The following is a 16,023-nucleotide window of genomic DNA, read 5'->3' on the forward strand; positions in this document are numbered from 1 at the left end:
GTGCCGAAGGGGGTTGGTAGCGTTGAAGCAGCTGACCGTCCACGCCACCGTGTACGGCGTGCCGCCCACCCCGCGCCCCCGACACGGAGCCCTCGTGCGCAATCGCCTCAGCCTGATCCCCCTCCTCCTGACTCTGGTGACCGTCGCCTTCGCGGGCGCGCCCGCCGTGGCCGGGGCCGCGTCGGACAAGGCGATCTACACCGACTGCACCGACGGCACGCTGGACGGGACGTACACCACCGCCCAGCTGCAGAAGGCGCTGCGGGAGCTCGAGGCGAACACCTCCGAGTACGCCGAGTGCTCCGACGCGATCTACGGCTACCTGCAGAACCAGGCCAGCGGCAAGGGCGGCGGCTCGTCGAGCTCCTCCGGCGGCTCCTCGTCCTCGACCGGCGGCGGTACCGGCACCACCAGCGGGTCCGGCGGCGCGCAGGGGACCACCACGACCCCCTCCGGCGGGACCTCGACCACCGGGTCGTCGTCCGGTGCCCCCGCGCTCACCAAGCGTGAGACGGACGCCCGCGACGCCGACGCCACCGAGAAGGCCGCCGCGGTCGCCGCGGCCACCGCCTCCGCCGACAAGAAGGCCGGCAAGCAGGCCGAGGAGCTCAAGAACACGGGCGTCCCCGCCGCCGCGCTGCAGTACGGCGGAGCGTCCGACACCTCGCTGCCCACCCCGCTGCTCATGACCCTCGTCGCCTGCGTCCTGGCCGCGTGCGTGGCGGGCGCCGCCACGGGCGTGCAGGCGGTCCGCCGACGTCGTGGCCGCTGATCCCGCGACGGTCGCGGGCGGGACGGCGCGTGTCGCCGCCCCGCCCGGGGCCGCGACGGGGCTGCGCGGCCGCCTGACCGCCGTCGCCCGGGGCGACACGCCGTGGGTCGTCCTGATCGCGGCCCTCCTCGTCTGGGTCGCGACGAAGGCGAAGACCGGCGACAACCTCGCCGTCACCACGCCGCCGCTCCTGGCGATCACCGTGATCAGCGGCCTGATCGCCGTCGCCAGCGCGCTGTGGGCGCCCCGCGGGTCCCGCAACTGGGGCGCGGGGACCCTGCTGGCCGCGCTCGCGGTCGTCGTCGTCACCGGCCTGTCGATCACCTGGTCGGTCTCGCCGGAGTCGTCGTGGTTCGAGGCCAACCGCACCTTCGCCTACGTCGCCGTGATGGTCGGCGGCGCCGCGGCCGCGCGGCTCTCGCCCGGTCGCTGGCAGGCGCCGCTGGGCGGCGTGCTGCTCGGCAGCACCCTGATCTGCGCCCTGGGCCTCTGCTACAAGGTCTTCCCGCAGGACCTGCCGACGGAGCTCGTCTTCGCGCGCCTGCAGGACCCGCTCGGCTACTGGAACGCCGTCGGCGCGCTCGCCGCGTTCGCGCTCGTCCTCGCGCTCTGGCTCGGTACCCGCCGCGACGGCTACCGGCCGCTCAACGCGCTCGCCTACCCGATCGCCGGCCTGATGGTGATCACGCTGCTGCTCACCTACTCGCGCGGTGGCCTGGCCGCGGCGGCGGTCGGGATCGCGCTGTGGCTCGCACTCTCCCCCCGCCGCCTGCACAGCCTGCTCGTGCTGGCCGTCGGGCTCCTCGGCGGCGGCTTCGTGGCGATCTGGGCGTTCGCGAAGGCGGACCTCTCGACGGACAAGGTCGTCCTGGTGTCCCGCGAGGCCGCGGGCACCGAGTTCGGCGTCCTCCTCGTCGCCGCCCTCGTGTTCCTCCTGGTCGTCGGGCTGGTCATCGAGTTCGCGACGGTCTTCGCCGGCGTCGGCACGCTCGAGCGCCGTCGCCTGGGGACGACGATCCTCGTCGCCGTCGCGCTGATCCCGCTCGCCGGGTTCGGCCTGCTGGCCACCAGCGAGCGGGGCCTCACGGGCAGCATCTCCCACGCGTACGACCAGATCACCGACCCGCCGGTCGCGCTGCCCGCCGGCGACCCGTCGCGCCTGACCGCCGTGCAGTCGACGCGATCGAACTACTGGCGCCAGGCGTTCCGGCTCTTCGACCAGCAGCAGCTCCGCGGCGTCGGCGCCGGCGGCTTCTCGGCCGTCCAGTCGCGGGCGCGCCGGAACGACGGTGCGGTCGCCCGCCATGCCCACGGCTGGATCCCGCAGACGATGGCCGACATGGGGCTCCTCGGGATGCTCACGCAGCTCGCCCTCGCCGTGGCGTTCCTCGTCGCAGCCGCCCGCGCGGTCGGCCTCCGTGGTCCGCTGAGGACGGGCGCCCGGACCCCGGAGCGGGACGGCATCGCCGCCGCGATCGGCGTGGTCGCCGCGTTCGCGGTCACGTCGGTCGCGGACTGGAACTGGTTCGTCCCCGCCGTCGCGCTGCCGATGATGCTGCTCGCCGGCTGGGTCGTCGGACGCGGGGCCGAGGCCGCCTTCGCGGGCGGTGGGCTGGGCGAGCGCGCGAAGCTCCGCCTGCTCTCCCCGCGGGTCGGCGTGGCCACGGCAGCGCTGCTCGTCACGTTGATCGGCGCGTTCTCGCTGCTGCAGCCGTGGCGCGCGGACCGTGCGAACGACGAAGCGCTGAACACGCTCGCGGACGCCGCCGGCCAGACCGGCCCCCGCCGGACCGCGCTGCTCGCGGAGGCCCGTCGCGAGGCGGAGCACGCCACCGACCTCGACCCGCTGTCGACGAACGCGATCCGCACCCGGGCGAGCGAGCGCGTGGCGTCGGGCGACATCGACGGCGCCCGCGCCTACTACCAGCAGATCGTGGACCGGGAGCCCTCGGCGCCCGGGTCCTGGGAGCTCCTGGCGACGTTCGAGCTGCGGACCGCCGAGCGGCCCCGCGCGGCGCTGAAGGCCGCCGGCATCGCCCTGAAGATGGCGCCGACCCTGCGCACCGCGGGCGAGGTCGCGATCCTGGCCACCCGCCAGATCGCGGCGAAGATCCAGATCCGCGACCAGGAACGCGCCGCGAAGAAGGCCGCCAGGAACGCGAAGACCGCCGCGGGGCGCAAGGACACCGCGGTCTCGACGACCGCCGCAGCGCCGAGCGGCACGACCGCCACCCAGCAGCCCGGGGCGGTCGCCCCGACGGCGCCCGCCGCGCCCACCACCGCCACGTCCGCCGCCCCCGCGGCCACGACCTCCACCACCGCGCCGTGAGATCACGACCGCGACTCCCCCGCTCCCCAAGGGTTAGGACTGCACACATGCGCCGCCTGCTCACGCTCACCGCCCTCCTGGTGCTCGGCCTCCCGGCCGCCGCCGCGTCCGCCGACAGCAAACTGGAGTCGATGTTCCAGGACGACCCGCGGATCCTCAGCAAGGACGCCAAGACCCGCGACTCGACGCTCGACGAGATCAAGGCGCTGGGCGGCACCCGGATCCGCGTCACCGCGTTCTGGAACCGCATCGCCCCGAACGCCCAGGGCGACGACAAGCCGACCGACTTCGACGGCAGCAACCCCGACGCGTACTTCCAGTCGCAGTGGGCCGTCCTCGACGAGGTCATCAAGGGCGCCGCGAAGCGCGGCCTGCAGGTCAACCTCAACCCGTCGGCGCCGGGTCCCAAGTGGGCGATGTCCGGGTTCTTCGAGGACCGCCTGAACCCGGTCACGAACCCCAGCCCGGTCGAGTACGCGGGCTTCGTCGCCGCGCTCGGCAAGCGCTACAGCGGCACGTACACGCCCCCGGGCGGCACCGAGGCCCTGCCCCGCGTGAACTACTGGTCGATCTGGAACGAGCCGAACCAGGGCGCCTGGCTCGCCCCGCAGTGGGTCGGCACCGGGGCCGCCGCCGTCCCGGCCGCGCCGCAGCGCTACCGCGTCCTCGTCGCCGGCGCCTGGGCGGCGCTGAACGCCACGGGCCACACGACCCAGACCGACACGGTCCTGATCGGCGACACCGCGCCGAAGGCCCGGGCCACCGTCTCGAGCGTCGCGTCCCCGATGAGCCCGATCCGGTTCATCGAGCGGCTCTACTGCCTCGACGACGACCTGCAGATCCTCAAGGGCGCCGACGCGAAGGCCCAGGACTGCGCGGAGACCCCGGATCCGGCCGGCTTCGTCGCCGCGAACCCCGCGCTGTTCCAGATGACCGGCTACGCGCACCACCCGTACGAGCTGCTCGCGAGCCCGACCACGCCTCCGGGTGACCCGAAGCAGAGCGTCACGACCTCGAACCTCGGGCTCCTGACGGACCAGCTCGACCGGATCATGGCCCGCTACAAGGTCGACCGGAAGCCGATCCCGCTGTACCTGACCGAGTACGGGTACCAGACGAACCCGCCGGACAAGTCGGCCGTGTCCCTCGGCCAGCAGGCCGCGTTCCTCAACCAGGGCGAGTACATCGCGTGGAAGAACTCCCGCGTGCGCACGCTGTCGCAGTTCCTGCTCGTCGACGACGCGCCGATCCCCGGGACCGACAAGGTCGACAAGTGGGCCTCGTCGTTCCAGTCCGGCCTCCGGTACGGCCCGGAGTCCGGCAAGGAGGGCAAGGCCAAGCCGTCGCTCGACTCCTACCGCGTCGCGTTCTTCCTGCCGCAGCGCAAGGTCCCGAAGACGCGCAAGCTGAAGCTCTGGGCACACGTCCGCCCCGGCACCGGCGCCAAGAAGGTCACCCTGCAGGTCCGCGGGAAGACCGGCGCCTACAAGAACTCGCGCACCCTGACGACGAACACGTCGGGCTTCCTGAGCACCTCGGTCAAGGTCCGCGCGGGCAGCAAGGCCGCGCGCCTGGCCTGGAAGAGCGGCACCAAGACGTACTACAGCCGCGGCGTCTCCTACAAGATCAGGTGATCGGGGCGGAGTGGGGTCATCGGTGGTCGGTCTCCGATCACCGATGACCCCGCGACGGCCGACCCTCCGGGGACGCGGTCGCCGGTGGTCGGCATGCGACCATCCGTGACCTCACCCCCTGCGGGGGGGCGATCTCGCCCCCCGGCGCCCCCACCCCGCTACGGCGCCAGGCGCGTGAGCTCGGGCGCCGGCGCGCCGCTCACCACGAGCGACTCGTCGAGCGGACCGAAGCTGCGGCCCGCGACGACGCGGTGCAGCAGGGTCTCGTACTGCGTCGTCACCGCGTCCCACGAGTAGGCCTTCGCCCGCTCGCGGGAGGCGTCCTTCAGCCGCGCGACGCGCTCGGGGTCCAGCAGCAGCTCCTCGAGCGCCCGCGCCAGCGCCGGGGCGCCCTCCGCGCCCGAGAAGGTCGCGCCGGCCGCGCCGATCGTCTCCACGTTCGGCGCGTGGTCGTTGACCAGCACCGCGGCGCCGGCGGCCATCGCCTCGAGGATCACCGGGTGCGTGCCGCCGACCTCGGTCGGGACCGCCGTCAGGTACGCGTGCTTCTGGAGCTCCCAGTAGCCCCGCCCGAAGACGTAGCCCGGGAAGACGACGCGCGGGTCGGCACCCCGGTGCACGGACTGGATGAACTCGTCGGCGTACGGTGCGCCGCCGACGATCACGAGCTTCTTGCCCCTCGTCACCGAGTACGGGATCCGCGAGAACGCGTCCACGAGCATGTGGGGGTTGTTCTCGGGCTCCAGCCGGCCGACGAAGAGGACGTACTCGCCGGGGGTCAGGCCGAGCCGTTCGAGGGTGTCGATCGTCTCGTAGCCCGGGTCCTCGACACCGTAGGGGATGACCTCGATCCGCTGGCCGTAGCGCTCGTCGAAGATGTCGGCGACGGCGTCGGAGTCGGTCAGCGCGACGTCGGCCCAGCGCGGGGCGTTGCGCTCCGCGAACCGGAGGTACGACTTGGCGGCTGCCGGCCACTTCGAGCGGTCGGAGTCGAGGCCGTCGACGTTGATGACGGTCGGCACGCCGGCCTTGCGCGTGATGCGCGTCAGCGGGCTGTTGCCGGCGATGAAGAACAGCGCGACGTCCGGCTGCAGGCGCCGCACGCAGTGCTCGGCCGACAGGTACGTGTGGACGAAGGTGTCCAGGTACTTGTTGCGGATCGTCGGCAGGTGCACGAGCTTCGCCCCGACGTGCTCGTGGAGCTCGCGGTCGACGACGTGTGGACGGCAGTAGACCGTGACCTGGTGACCGCGCTCGACGAACCGGGCGGCGAGGTGCTCCGCCGCGGTCTCGAAGCCGGAGTAGGCGGCCGGGATGCCGCGGGTGCCGAGGATCGCGATCTTCATGGACTGGCGGGCGTCGCTGCGGGATCGACCGGCTTTTCCGACGGGCGTGCTGCCCCGCCGTCGCCCCCGGCCCGCGGCCCCTCGTCCGGGTCTCCGGATCCGGTGGGCGGACCGTTCCTGCGCGCGTGCTCGACGGCGAGCGTATAGGCCTCGACGTGGCGGCGGGCCGCGATCGTCCAACTGCGGTCCCCCGCGACGCGCCGTCCGGCCACGGCCAGGGCGTCGAGCCGGCGCGGATCCGCGATCAGCGCCTGCAGGACGTCGGCGAGCGCGGTCGGATCCCGGGGCGGGACGTACGCGGCGGCGTCCTGGCACGTCTCGGTCAGCCCCGGCGACCGCGCGACGACGACCGGCAGCCCGCGCGCCATCGCCTCCAGCGGGGTCAGGCCGACGCCCTCGTGGAGCGCCGGATGGACGAGCGCCAGCGCACCGTCCATCAGCGACAGCAGCGCCTCGCGGTCGGGGGCGTCGACACGGCGCTCGACGGCCACCGACGAGGACGGGCCGTCCGCGACCGGTCCCGTGGCAGCGGCGCGCTCCCGGACGTCCCGCTCCGGCGCGCGGACGCGGCCGGCGAGCACGAGGTCCGGTGCCGCGGCGCCCAGGCGGTCGCGCAGCAGCGCGTGGGCGGCCCGCAGCGTCGGCAGGTCCTTCCGGGGCTCGTCGTCGCCGACGTAGAGCAGGTACGGGCGGTCCAGCGGGACGGAGGGCGCGCGGACGGTCTCCCCGTGCCGGATCTCCCGTGCGCGCCACTGCCCCGGCCCGTGCGGCGCCACCACGATCCGGTCGACCGGCACGCCCCAGCGCTCGCGGACGTCGTGCGCGGTCGTCCGCGAGACCGCGACCACGGCGTCGGCGGCGAGCGCCGCCGCGCGGTGGGTGCGGGAGGCCCACTTCGCGAACCGCGGGTCGAAGTGCTCGGGCAGCAGCTCGAACGCGAGGTCGTGGACGGTGATCACCTGCGCGATGCCGGCCGTCGCGCGCCGCGTCCGGAACGTGGCCGGGAGCGGGTGGTGCACGACGTCCGCGCCGTGGTGCGCGGCCAGGCGGGGCAGCGCGACGTCGAGCCACCACCGGTCGCGCAGGAGGTTCCGCGCGGACCGCCAGCCGCCGCCGCCCGGCGCGGGCCGTCCCTCGTCGGCGACGGGCACGACCGTGACGTTGAGCTCGTCCAGCCCGGCGAGGAGCCGCTCCACGTACGTGGCGGTGCCGGACGCGCCGCGCCGCGCGTAGCTCGTGTCGAGGAGGACCTTCACGGGCGCCGAGCCTACCGCCGGTGGCGCGTCGGGACCGCATCCGTCGCCGGTCGGCACCACGACGGGACCGCATCCGCCACGGGCGCCCCTCCGGCGCACTAGCCTTCCGGTCGATGCCGTCGCTTCTGGTGGTGCACGCGGTGAACCAGCCCGGCGGCGCCGAGCTCGCCCTGCTGCGTGCCGCGCCGCTGCTCCAGGAACGCGGCTGGCGGATCACCATGACCGGCCCGACGGGCCGCAGGCCGTCCGAGGCCCCGGACGGGGTCGTCTGGCGCCAGCAGGCCGTGGGCGGCCTTGGGCGGGGCCGGGGAGCGGCCGCGCTGCTGGCCTACGGCACCTTCCGCAGCCTGGCCGCCCAGCACGACGTCGCGTACCTCAACGGCACCGTCCCCGCCCGGCTGCTGCCCGCGCTCGGGAGCGGCGCGCTCGCCGGCGCCGCCGTCCGCGGCCTGCGGTTCCGGGCCCCCGCCGACGCCGCGGCCGGCGCGCCGGTGGACGTCCGGACGATCGTCCACGTCCACGACATGGTCGAGCGCGTGCCGCGCTTCTGGGGCGCCGCGGACGCGCTCCTCGCCGACTCGCAGGCGTGCGCGACCCCGGTCGCCCGGGCGCTGCACCGCGAGGTCTCCGTGACGGGGTGCCCGGTCGACCTCGACCCGCCGCAGGTCACGCCGCCGTGGACGCCGGACGGCCGGCCGATCGTCGCGTTCGTCGGGCGCGTCGAGCCGCGGAAGGGGCCCCTGGACCTCATCACCGCGGCGGAGGCCGTGCGCGTCGCGGTCCCGGACGCCCGGGTCGTGGTCGTCGGCGACGACACCTACGACGCCGACCCGCGGTACGCGCGGATGGTCGACCGTCGCGCCGACGTCGCCCGCGTCGAGCGGTGGCCGTGGCAGGCCGGCGGCCCGGGGCTGCTGCGCCACGTCGACGTCCTGGTGGTCCCGTCGGACCGGGAGCCGTTCGGGACGATCGCCGCCGAGGCCCTCGCCGTCGGCGTGCCCGTCGTGGCGGGCGCCGTGGACGGGCTGGTCGAGGTCGTCCGGGACGGCGTCACCGGCCGGCTCGTGCCGCCCCACGACCCCCTGAGCCTCGCCCACGGGATCATCTGGGCGCTCCAGAACGGCCCGCTGCTGCGCGACGACTGCCGCGAGTCGGCGCGCCGCTGGTCGCTCGAGGCGGTGACCGACCGCATCGAGGCCGCGCTGACCGGGCGGGTCGTCGCCCCCGTCCCGGCGGTCGATCCCGCCGACCGCGCGCGCCACGCCGCGGGCGACGGTCCCGCGTGATCCGCAGGTCCGACACGTCGCCGGCCGGAGCCGGGCGGGTGCCCGCGCGCAGGTCCGGAGGCCGACGCTCACGTCCGGCCGTCGCGAGCGGGACGCCGCGGGGGCACCGCGGATGAAGGTCCTCCTCGACGTCCGGGGCGCCGGCGACGTCCGCGGCATCGGTCGGTACGTGCGGTGCCTGCTCGACGGTCTGCGCGCGACGGCCGGACCGGACGACGAGGTCGCGGAGGTCCAGGGCGGGCGCGGGCGCTCCGACGCCGGGGTCTTCCACAGCCCGTGGCTCGACGGCGCCCTGCTGCGCGCGGGTCGCCCCCAGGTCATCACGCTCCACGACGTGGTGCCGCTGAAGCGCCGCCGCGAATACCTCCGCACGGGCTTCCGGTTCCGCCTGCGCTACCTCGCGGTCCAGCACGCCGACCGCGTGATCGTCCCGACCCAGGCGGTCGCCGACGACGTCACGACGCACCTCGACATCCCCGAGGACCGGATCCGCGTCGTCCACGAGGCCGCCGCACCGCACCTCGGGCCGGCCGACCCGGCCGCCGTCGCCGCCGTGCGCGAGCGCCTGGACCTGCCGGAGGACTTCGTCGTCTGGGTCGGCGGCATGCGGCATCCGGACCCGCGCAAGCGCCTGCCCGAGCTGGCCGCCGCGCCGCGCGAGCTGCCCCTCGTCCTCGTCGGCCCCGCCGGCCCGTGGGCGAACGACCTGCCCGACGTCCAGCTGACCGGCGAGGTCTCCGACGACGACCTCTGCGCGATCTACTCCGCCGCCCGGGCCCTCGTCCTGCCCTCCGACGACGAGGGCTTCGGCCTGACGCCCGTCGAGGCCCTCCGCTGCGGCTGCCCGGTCGCCTGCTCCGACGTCCCGGCCCTGCGCGAGGTCCTGGGCGACCGCGCCGCGTTCGCGCCCCACGACGACGTCGCCGCCCTCCTCGCCGCCGCCGAGGCCCTGGCCCGCCCGGCCCCCGCCGCGCCGCCGTGGACGTGGGAGGACGCCGGCCGGGCGACCTGGGACGTCTACCGCGAGCTGGTCTGAGTCGCCGGGCGGGGCCAGGCCACGGCTCGGCCGGGGCGGGCTTCGGTGGTCACGGATGGTCGGGGGGCGACCAGAACTGACCCCGAGATCGGAGATCGCGGCGTGCGACTAGGAGTCGAGGTCACGGATGGTCGGAAGGCGACCGTGATTGACCTCCAGACCGGTCGCCCGCGCGCGGTGAGCGGCCGAGGTCACGGTTGGTCGGAGGGCGACCATCGACGCCCCCGACCCCGGTGACCGGCACGCGCGGCGACGGCCGAGGTCACGAATGGTCGGAGGCCGACCATCGACGCCCCCGACCCCGGTGACCGGCGCGCGCTCCCGGGGGGCGAGGTCACGAATGGTCGGAGGCCGACCATCGACGCCCCCGACCCCGGTGACCGGCGCGCGCTCCCGGGGGGCCGAGGTCACGGATGGTCGAAGAGCGACCGGCCGTGACCACCACGGCCAGTCCCAGTGCCACCGGTCGGCGACGTTCTCACGCCGCGATGCCCGGACGGGTCAGGAGCTCGACGCGCTGTGCGCGGATCGCGTGCAGCTGTCTCCGGAGCCGCTCAGGGTCGCGCAGCTGGTGGCTCGTGACGCGGACCGTCAGCCACCCCATCGCGGAGGTCTCGGCGTCGCGGTCGGCGTCGTCGCTCTGCGTGACCGACCCCCGATGGCCTCCAACGTCGGCCTCGGCCGCCAGCATCAACGGCGGACAAGCGTGGTCGAAGCGGTACCGGTTGCCGCTCGGTGAGGTGATCTCGAGCTCCTGCACCCAGGGGCCGAAGCCCAGACCGTGCTCGATGAACCGGGCGAGGTCACCGGCGAGCGGACTCTCCGCGCGGGACGTGAGCGCCAGGTCCGGGTCCGCAGCCTTCAGGTGGGACCAGCCGCGGTGGCGGGGGACGTGCTCGGCCAGACGCTCGAGGTCGGTGGGCACAAGAGGCGCTGGTACTGAGCCTCGCGCAGGAGCGACCGCAGCTCACGGACGTCGACCGTCGGGGCGACCTCGAGCAGCGAGCGTGCGACCGACACCGCGGGGAGTCCGCCCGCGAGACCCCGGCCTCCGGCCGCGAGCCCGGCCAGCCGATGGCCCCTGATGCCGGGGGCTCGGCACCGTGCTCGCCCGCCGATCGTCGTGACGTGGACCACCGGCGCGCGTCTCGGCGTGAGCTCGTGCAGCTCGAGAACGGTCCAGTGGCTGAGGCGGACATCCGGGTCCATGCGCTCGATCCCGCGATCCGCCGGAGGACCGGCGAAGCCGCCGCCGAGGTGCCGGTCGGCCCCGGCGGCCAGCAACGCCGCGATCGCCCGGCCGCGAGCGCTCGGCTGCGGCACCAGGCAGTAGCGCCCCAGAACACACGGAAGAGCCGGCCGCCACGGACGCGCCGCGCGATCGCGGCGTCGCTCAGCCCGACGGCCCGCAACTGCCGACGTGAGATGACGCCGTGCTGGCGCCCGGCGATCGCCGCGATCCACCGGTCGATGGTCTCCCGATCCGACACGACAGGAGCCTCCCGGACCCACCTTCGACAGCGCCACCCACCAACGGTGTCGACATCGCACCGACTTCGAGACGTCTCCTGTTCATGTCGCTGCGTGGCCATGCGTCGCCGGCGGGAGGCGGTCGTCCGTGGTCGCATACCGACCATCCCCGGCCGCGCCCCGGCGCCGCACCGTCGCCCCGGTCACCACTGGTCGGATACCGACCATCCCTGCCCCCACACCCGCACGTCACGGTCGCGGCGGTCGTCCGTGGTCGCATACCGACCATCCGCGGCCGCACCCTCGCCCCGCCCCGCGACGCCACCCCGCGCCGCACCGTCTCTCCGCCCCGGACCGCGACGACCACCACCCCCTTCACCCCACCGCCGAACGGCCCGGACCCGTCGCGTGCGCCAGGCGGGCGGCCTACCATCGGTGGATGAGTGGCTCTCCCGCCGAGCAGGTGAGCACCCGCTGGCTCTGGTGGACGGCGATCTTCGCCGGCGGGGTCGCGCCGCTCGTCGCCGGTCTGAAGGCGCGCGAGCGGCGGTGGATCACCTGGGGTGCGGTGACGCTCGCGGTGCAGGGCGTGGGGCTCGCGCTCGGGGCCGGCTCGGACGACGACCACACGACGACGATCGAGAACGTCGGTATCGCGCTGTACTCCGCGGGATGGCTCTCCGGGTTGACGTTCGTCGGGGCCTTCCGGGACCGCTACCGCCACCGGATGGTCGCCGCGGGCAAGGTGGAGGAGCGGGACGCCCTGCACGCCGGCCGGACGATGGAGCGCGAGCGCGCCCGGCGGCTCGCCCGCGAGGACCCCGCCGAGGCGCTCCGGCGCGGCGTCGGCCGACCCGACCTCCCCGACGCCGACCACGGCTGGGTCGTCGACGTCAACCACGCGCCGGTGGAGGTCCTCGAGACCCTGCCCGGCGTCGACCACGACCTCGCGCGCCGGATCGTCGCGGCGCGCACGTCGATCGGCCCGGTGTCGTCCGTCGACGACCTCGGCCTGATGCTGGACCTCGACGCGCGGACCGTCGAGCGGCTGCGCGCGACGGCGGTGGCGGTCGATATCTGACCTCCGGCGGGCCGGGACGCCCGCCGGAGGGTGGCGGACGACGGAGCGCCCGCCCCCGCGACGACGGTCGAGGTCCCAGGATCCGGACCCGTCGTCGCCCGGCGCTCGGGCCGCCGCGGCCTCGATCCCAGCGCTCAGGCGGCCGCGGTCTCCGTCCCCGCGGCGGGCGCCGTCTCGGCCGACGGCTCGCGCAGGAGCACCGAGACGAGCAGCGCCCCGACGATCCCGATGATGCCCGCGACGAGCATCACCGTCGCGAGGCCCGAGCCGACCGCGTGGTGGATCGCGTCGTCGAGCGCGCCGCGGGCCTCCGCCGGCGCGCCGCGGAGCACGCCCTGCGCACCGCCGCCGGTGACCGCGTCGGCCGCGCGCTCGCCCGGGGTGCCCGTGAGGAGATCCCCGATCCGGGAGCTGAAGACGCTGCCGAGGACCGCGATGCCGATCGCCAGGCCGAGCTGCCGGCCGGTGTTGATCGCGCCCGCCGCCATGCCGCCGCGCTCCTGGGGGACCGCGCCCATCGCGGTCGAGACGAGCATCGGGCTCATCAGGCCGACGCCGAGTCCGATCGCCGCCATGCCGGGGAGCACCGCGGGCCAGTCCGAGCCGCCGCCCAGGCCGGTCATCAGGAGGTCGCCGATGCCGATCAGGAGCAGCCCGGCCGCGATGATCCACCGCGGCGAGAGTGCGTGCAGCTTGCCGCCGATCGCGCCGGAGACGAAGAACGCCAGGCCGCTGAGCGGGAGGGTCACGAGGCCGGCGGAGATCGCGCCGAGCCCGAGGACCGTCTGCAGCCAGATCGACAGGCAGACCAGCGAGCCGAACGCCGACAGCGACAGGATCAGCGCCGCCAGCAGGATGCCGAGGAACGACGGCCGCTTGAGCAGGCTCAGGTCGAACAGGGGCTGCTTCGACCGCAGCTCGACGACGACGAAGGCGATCAGCCCGACCACGGCGAGCGCGAGCATCGCGATCGTCTGGGTGGAGGTCCAGCCCTCGTCGGTGACGCGGACGAGGGCGAAGGTCAGGGCGCCCGCTGCGACGGTGAACGCGCCGCCGCCGGCCCAGTCGATCTTCGGGCGGTGCTCGAGCTTCGACTCCTTGAGCGACCGCCGGGCCATCACGACGGTGGCGATGCCGATCGGGATGTTCACGAAGAACACCCAGCGCCAGGAGAGCCCCTGGGTGAGGAGGCCGCCGGCGATCGGGCCGGCCGCGGCGGCCGCACCGGCGGTCGCACCCCAGATCCCGAACGCGACGCCGCGGTCGCGGCCCGCGTAGGCGGTGTTCAGGAGCACGAGGGTGGTCGCGAACATCGCCGCGGCGCCGACGCCCTGGACGGCGCGGGCGGCGATCAGGGTGCCTTCGCCGGGCGCCAGCCCGCAGGCTAGCGAGGCGACGACGAAGACGACGAGTCCGACGAGGTAGGTGCGCTTGCGGCCGACGATGTCAGCGATCGACCCGACGAGCAGGAGCAGCGCGGCGAGCGCCAGCGCGTAGACGTCGACGACCCACTGCAGGCCCGCGAACGAGGCCTTCAGGTCGATCGCCATGTCGGGCAGCGCGACGTTCACGATCGTCACGTCGACGAGCAGCATGAAGGTGCCCAGGCAGACCGCGACCAGCGGCGCCCAGTGCCCCGGCGGGTGGGCGGGGGCGGCCGCGGGGTCGCCCGCGCCCGCCGGCGGGGTGGTGGAGGAGGTGGACATGGGGCGTATCGTGGACCTTCGGAGCATCCGCACCGAGCGGACCGCGTGAAGACGCGGGAATCCTCCACCGACTCCCTCGTGCCCGCGGAAACCATCACGATCGACCGCCTGGACCGCAAGCTCGTCCACGCCCTGTTCCACGACGGGCGGGCGTCGTTCCGGCGGCTCGCCGACGCGCTGGGCTCCTCGGAGCAGACGGTCGCGCGCCGGTACCGCCGGCTGCGCGAGGCCGGGATCGTCCGGGTCGTGGTCGTCCCCGACCCGCGCCGCTACCCGGAGAACATGTTCCTCCGGATCCGCGTGCAGCCCGGGGCGACGGTCGCGGTGGCGCGGGCGATGGCCGCACGCTCGGACGTCTCGTGGGTGACGGTCTCGAGCGGTGCGTCCGAGGTCACGTGCGCGCTCCGCTCGGCGTCCCCGGACGCCCGCGACGCCCTGCTGCTCCAGGGCCTCCCACGCGCCGGGCAGGTCACCGACGTCCGCACGTCGACGCTCCTGCACGTCTACGCCGAGACCGAGGACGACGAGTGGCAGGGCCTGCCGGACGGCCTGACCGAGAAGGAGCGGGCCGCGCTCGGGCCCGGCACCGCGCGGATGCGGGCGGCGTCGTCATCGGATCGAAGCGGACGGACGAGAGACGCGACGGACGCGCCGGTGGGCCCGGAGGACGACGCGCTGCTGGAGGCGCTGGCCCGCGACGGCCGCGCGACGTGGGCGGCGCTCGCCGGCCGGACCGGGCGGTCCGAGAGCCAGGTCGCCCGGCGCCTGGAGGCGTTGCTCGAGGCCGGTGCCGTCTTCGTCGACGTCGAGATCGCGCCGAAGCTGCTCGGCTTCCGCACCTGGGCGATGCTCTGGATCTCCGCCGCCCCGTCCGCCCTCGAACGCGTGGGCCTCGAGATCGCCGCGCACCCCGAGTGCGCCTTCGCGGCCGCGACCACCGGCCCGACGAACCTCGTCGCGTCCGTCCTCTGCCGCGACAACGACGACCTCTACCGCTACATGACCCGCCGCATCGGCACGATCGACGGCGTCCGCGACGTCGAGGTCGTCCCCTCGATGCGCGTCGTCAAGCAGCAGGGCTCCCTGATGGACGGAGACCGACTGCCGGACCCGTTGGCCGAGAGGTGAGGGCCGCGACGCCGGGGGCGGGTGGCGGGCGCAGCCGGCTCGGGGTGCCCGGGTCGCGTTGCGTTCCCGATTCGGTACGTGGGAGGGACCTCATCGGCAACGCATGGCCGGCGCGGTCGGAACCGGGCGCCGGGTCGCGTCGCGTTCCCGATGTGGCACCCAGGAGGGACGTGATCGGGAACGCGCGGCCTGCGCGGCCCGGCCGGCGGTGCGTCGGACCACGCCCTGGCTGGCCAGCCAGTCAGCCACCGTCTACGATGACGCGATGAGCATCGCCGCCGCGTCCACCGTCGACGTCGCGTCCCGCGTCGCCTACCCGCCCGAGCCGTGGCAGCTCGGCGGGAGCATGCTGATGACGCTGTGGCGGGTGCCGGCGGCGGACGTCCGTCGCGAGGCCGGGCCGTACGTGCCCGAGGGCGTCCGGCTCGCCACCGCCGGTCGGCACGCGCTGCTGTTCACCGCGTTCGTCCGCTACACGCCCGGCAGCGTGCTGTCGTACGACGAGCTGCTCATCGCCGCCCCTGGCACCCGCGGCGTGAAGCCCGTCGCCGTGATCCCGCACATCTGGGTCGACAGCCCCGCGTCGAAGGCCGGCGGCCGCGAGCTGTGGGGGATCCCCAAGGGCCTCGCGGAGTTCGAGCAGTCCTGGGACGGCCCGATCGTCGCCCGCGCCGCGGTCGACGGCACCGAGCTGGCGTCCGTCCGCGCCGCGCAGGGTCTGCGGGTGCCCGGTTGGCGGCGCCTGCCGATGCCGACGGCCCAGCGCCTGGACGGGCACGACGCGTTCGCCGACGTCCAGTCGCTCGGCCGCCTGCACCTCGGCTCCGCGGCGTGGTCGTTCCCGGACGACTCGCCGCTGGCGTTCATCGGGCGCGGGCGGCCGCTCGTCACGTCCGTCCTGCGCCAGATGACGATCCGCTTCGGCCCGTCGACGCGCACGCCGTCCTGACCGCGCAGGGCCGGACGCCGGGCGCCGGGC

The 16,023-nt window shown here is 75.1% G+C and carries 12 protein-coding genes and 1 pseudogene; 8 read left to right on the forward strand and 5 right to left on the reverse strand.

Annotation, left to right across the window (positions count from 1 at the left end):
- The first annotated feature begins 94 nt into the window (after window positions 1-94).
- Genes PATMI_RS33725 through PATMI_RS0102450 form a run of 3 tightly spaced genes read left to right on the forward strand, consistent with a single transcriptional unit; the run spans window position 95 to window position 4,735 of the window.
- Window positions 95-772, forward strand: a complete 678-nt coding sequence (locus PATMI_RS33725) for a hypothetical protein (RefSeq protein WP_157260577.1) — start codon at window positions 95-97, stop codon at window positions 770-772.
- On the forward strand, window positions 762-3,101 hold the full coding sequence (locus tag PATMI_RS0102445) for an O-antigen ligase family protein (protein ID WP_026909718.1): 2,340 nt from the start codon (window positions 762-764) through the stop codon (window positions 3,099-3,101). The genes PATMI_RS33725 and PATMI_RS0102445 overlap by 11 nt, the downstream gene beginning before the upstream one ends.
- A gap of 47 nt (window positions 3,102-3,148) precedes the next feature.
- Window positions 3,149-4,735, forward strand: coding sequence for a hypothetical protein (locus PATMI_RS0102450; RefSeq protein WP_026909719.1), 1,587 nt, complete (start codon window positions 3,149-3,151; stop codon window positions 4,733-4,735).
- Window positions 4,736-4,893: 158 nt separating this feature from the next.
- Here the strand turns inward: PATMI_RS0102450 and PATMI_RS26785 are convergent, their stop codons facing one another.
- Window positions 4,894-6,081, reverse strand: coding sequence for a glycosyltransferase (locus tag PATMI_RS26785; RefSeq protein ID WP_051470959.1), 1,188 nt, complete (start codon window positions 6,079-6,081; stop codon window positions 4,894-4,896).
- Window positions 6,078-7,337: a glycosyltransferase family 4 protein gene (locus PATMI_RS0102460; protein ID WP_026909720.1), complete on the reverse strand. Its 1,260-nt coding sequence runs from the start codon at window positions 7,335-7,337 to the stop codon at window positions 6,078-6,080. The genes PATMI_RS26785 and PATMI_RS0102460 overlap by 4 nt, the downstream gene beginning before the upstream one ends.
- 113 nt (window positions 7,338-7,450) lie before the next feature.
- Here PATMI_RS0102460 and PATMI_RS33730 point away from each other — a divergent pair, with 113 nt between their 5' ends.
- Window positions 7,451-8,623, forward strand: a complete 1,173-nt coding sequence (locus PATMI_RS33730) for a glycosyltransferase (RefSeq protein ID WP_026909721.1) — start codon at window positions 7,451-7,453, stop codon at window positions 8,621-8,623.
- Window positions 8,624-8,735: 112 nt separating this feature from the next.
- On the forward strand, window positions 8,736-9,659 hold the full coding sequence (locus tag PATMI_RS33735) for a glycosyltransferase family 4 protein (protein ID WP_051470960.1): 924 nt from the start codon (window positions 8,736-8,738) through the stop codon (window positions 9,657-9,659).
- 478 nt (window positions 9,660-10,137) lie between these two features.
- Here the strand turns inward: PATMI_RS33735 and PATMI_RS0102475 are convergent, their stop codons facing one another.
- Both PATMI_RS0102475 and PATMI_RS38750 read right to left on the reverse strand, forming a co-directional pair.
- A complete protein-coding gene (locus PATMI_RS0102475; protein WP_026909722.1) occupies window positions 10,138-10,584 on the reverse strand; it encodes a hypothetical protein in 447 nt (148 codons plus the stop codon).
- A 430-nt stretch (window positions 10,585-11,014) separates the two neighbouring features.
- Window positions 11,015-11,296, reverse strand: a pseudogene (locus tag PATMI_RS38750) (type IV toxin-antitoxin system AbiEi family antitoxin domain-containing protein); the annotation flags it as partial.
- Between the two features lie 272 nt (window positions 11,297-11,568).
- Here PATMI_RS38750 and PATMI_RS33740 point away from each other — a divergent pair.
- Window positions 11,569-12,210, forward strand: coding sequence for a ComEA family DNA-binding protein (locus tag PATMI_RS33740; protein WP_157260578.1), 642 nt, complete (start codon window positions 11,569-11,571; stop codon window positions 12,208-12,210).
- A 134-nt stretch (window positions 12,211-12,344) separates the two neighbouring features.
- Here the strand turns inward: PATMI_RS33740 and PATMI_RS0102490 are convergent, their stop codons facing one another.
- Window positions 12,345-13,916, reverse strand: a complete 1,572-nt coding sequence (locus tag PATMI_RS0102490) for an MFS transporter (protein ID WP_084269537.1) — start codon at window positions 13,914-13,916, stop codon at window positions 12,345-12,347.
- 78 nt (window positions 13,917-13,994) lie between these two features.
- On the opposite strand from PATMI_RS0102490, the gene PATMI_RS0102495 reads away from it, so the two are divergent.
- On the forward strand, window positions 13,995-15,044 hold the full coding sequence (locus PATMI_RS0102495; RefSeq protein WP_026909726.1) for an Lrp/AsnC family transcriptional regulator: 1,050 nt from the start codon (window positions 13,995-13,997) through the stop codon (window positions 15,042-15,044).
- Window positions 15,045-15,309: 265 nt separating this feature from the next.
- Window positions 15,310-15,993 (forward strand): acetoacetate decarboxylase family protein, encoded by a 684-nt coding sequence (locus tag PATMI_RS26805; protein ID WP_051470963.1) that lies wholly within the window; start codon window positions 15,310-15,312, stop codon window positions 15,991-15,993.
- Window positions 15,994-16,023 lie beyond the last annotated feature (30 nt).

Source organism: Patulibacter minatonensis DSM 18081 (assembly GCF_000519325.1).
In the GTDB taxonomy this organism is placed as follows: Bacteria; Actinomycetota; Thermoleophilia; order Solirubrobacterales; family Solirubrobacteraceae; genus Patulibacter; species Patulibacter minatonensis.

Bases quoted from the DNA above. Each gene is read 5' to 3' on its own strand.
- PATMI_RS0102450 (WP_026909719.1), top strand. From the start codon at position 3,149: ATGCGCCGCCTGCTCACGCTCACCGCCCTCCTGGTGCTCGGCCTCCCG.
- PATMI_RS26785 (WP_051470959.1), bottom strand. From the start codon at position 6,081: ATGAAGATCGCGATCCTCGGCACCCGCGGCATCCCGGCCGCCTACTCC.
- PATMI_RS33730 (WP_026909721.1), top strand. From the start codon at position 7,451: ATGCCGTCGCTTCTGGTGGTGCACGCGGTGAACCAGCCCGGCGGCGCC.
- PATMI_RS33735 (WP_051470960.1), top strand. From the start codon at position 8,736: ATGAAGGTCCTCCTCGACGTCCGGGGCGCCGGCGACGTCCGCGGCATC.
- PATMI_RS33740 (WP_157260578.1), top strand. From the start codon at position 11,569: ATGAGTGGCTCTCCCGCCGAGCAGGTGAGCACCCGCTGGCTCTGGTGG.
- PATMI_RS0102490 (WP_084269537.1), bottom strand. From the start codon at position 13,916: ATGTCCACCTCCTCCACCACCCCGCCGGCGGGCGCGGGCGACCCCGCG.
- PATMI_RS26805 (WP_051470963.1), top strand. From the start codon at position 15,310: ATGAGCATCGCCGCCGCGTCCACCGTCGACGTCGCGTCCCGCGTCGCC.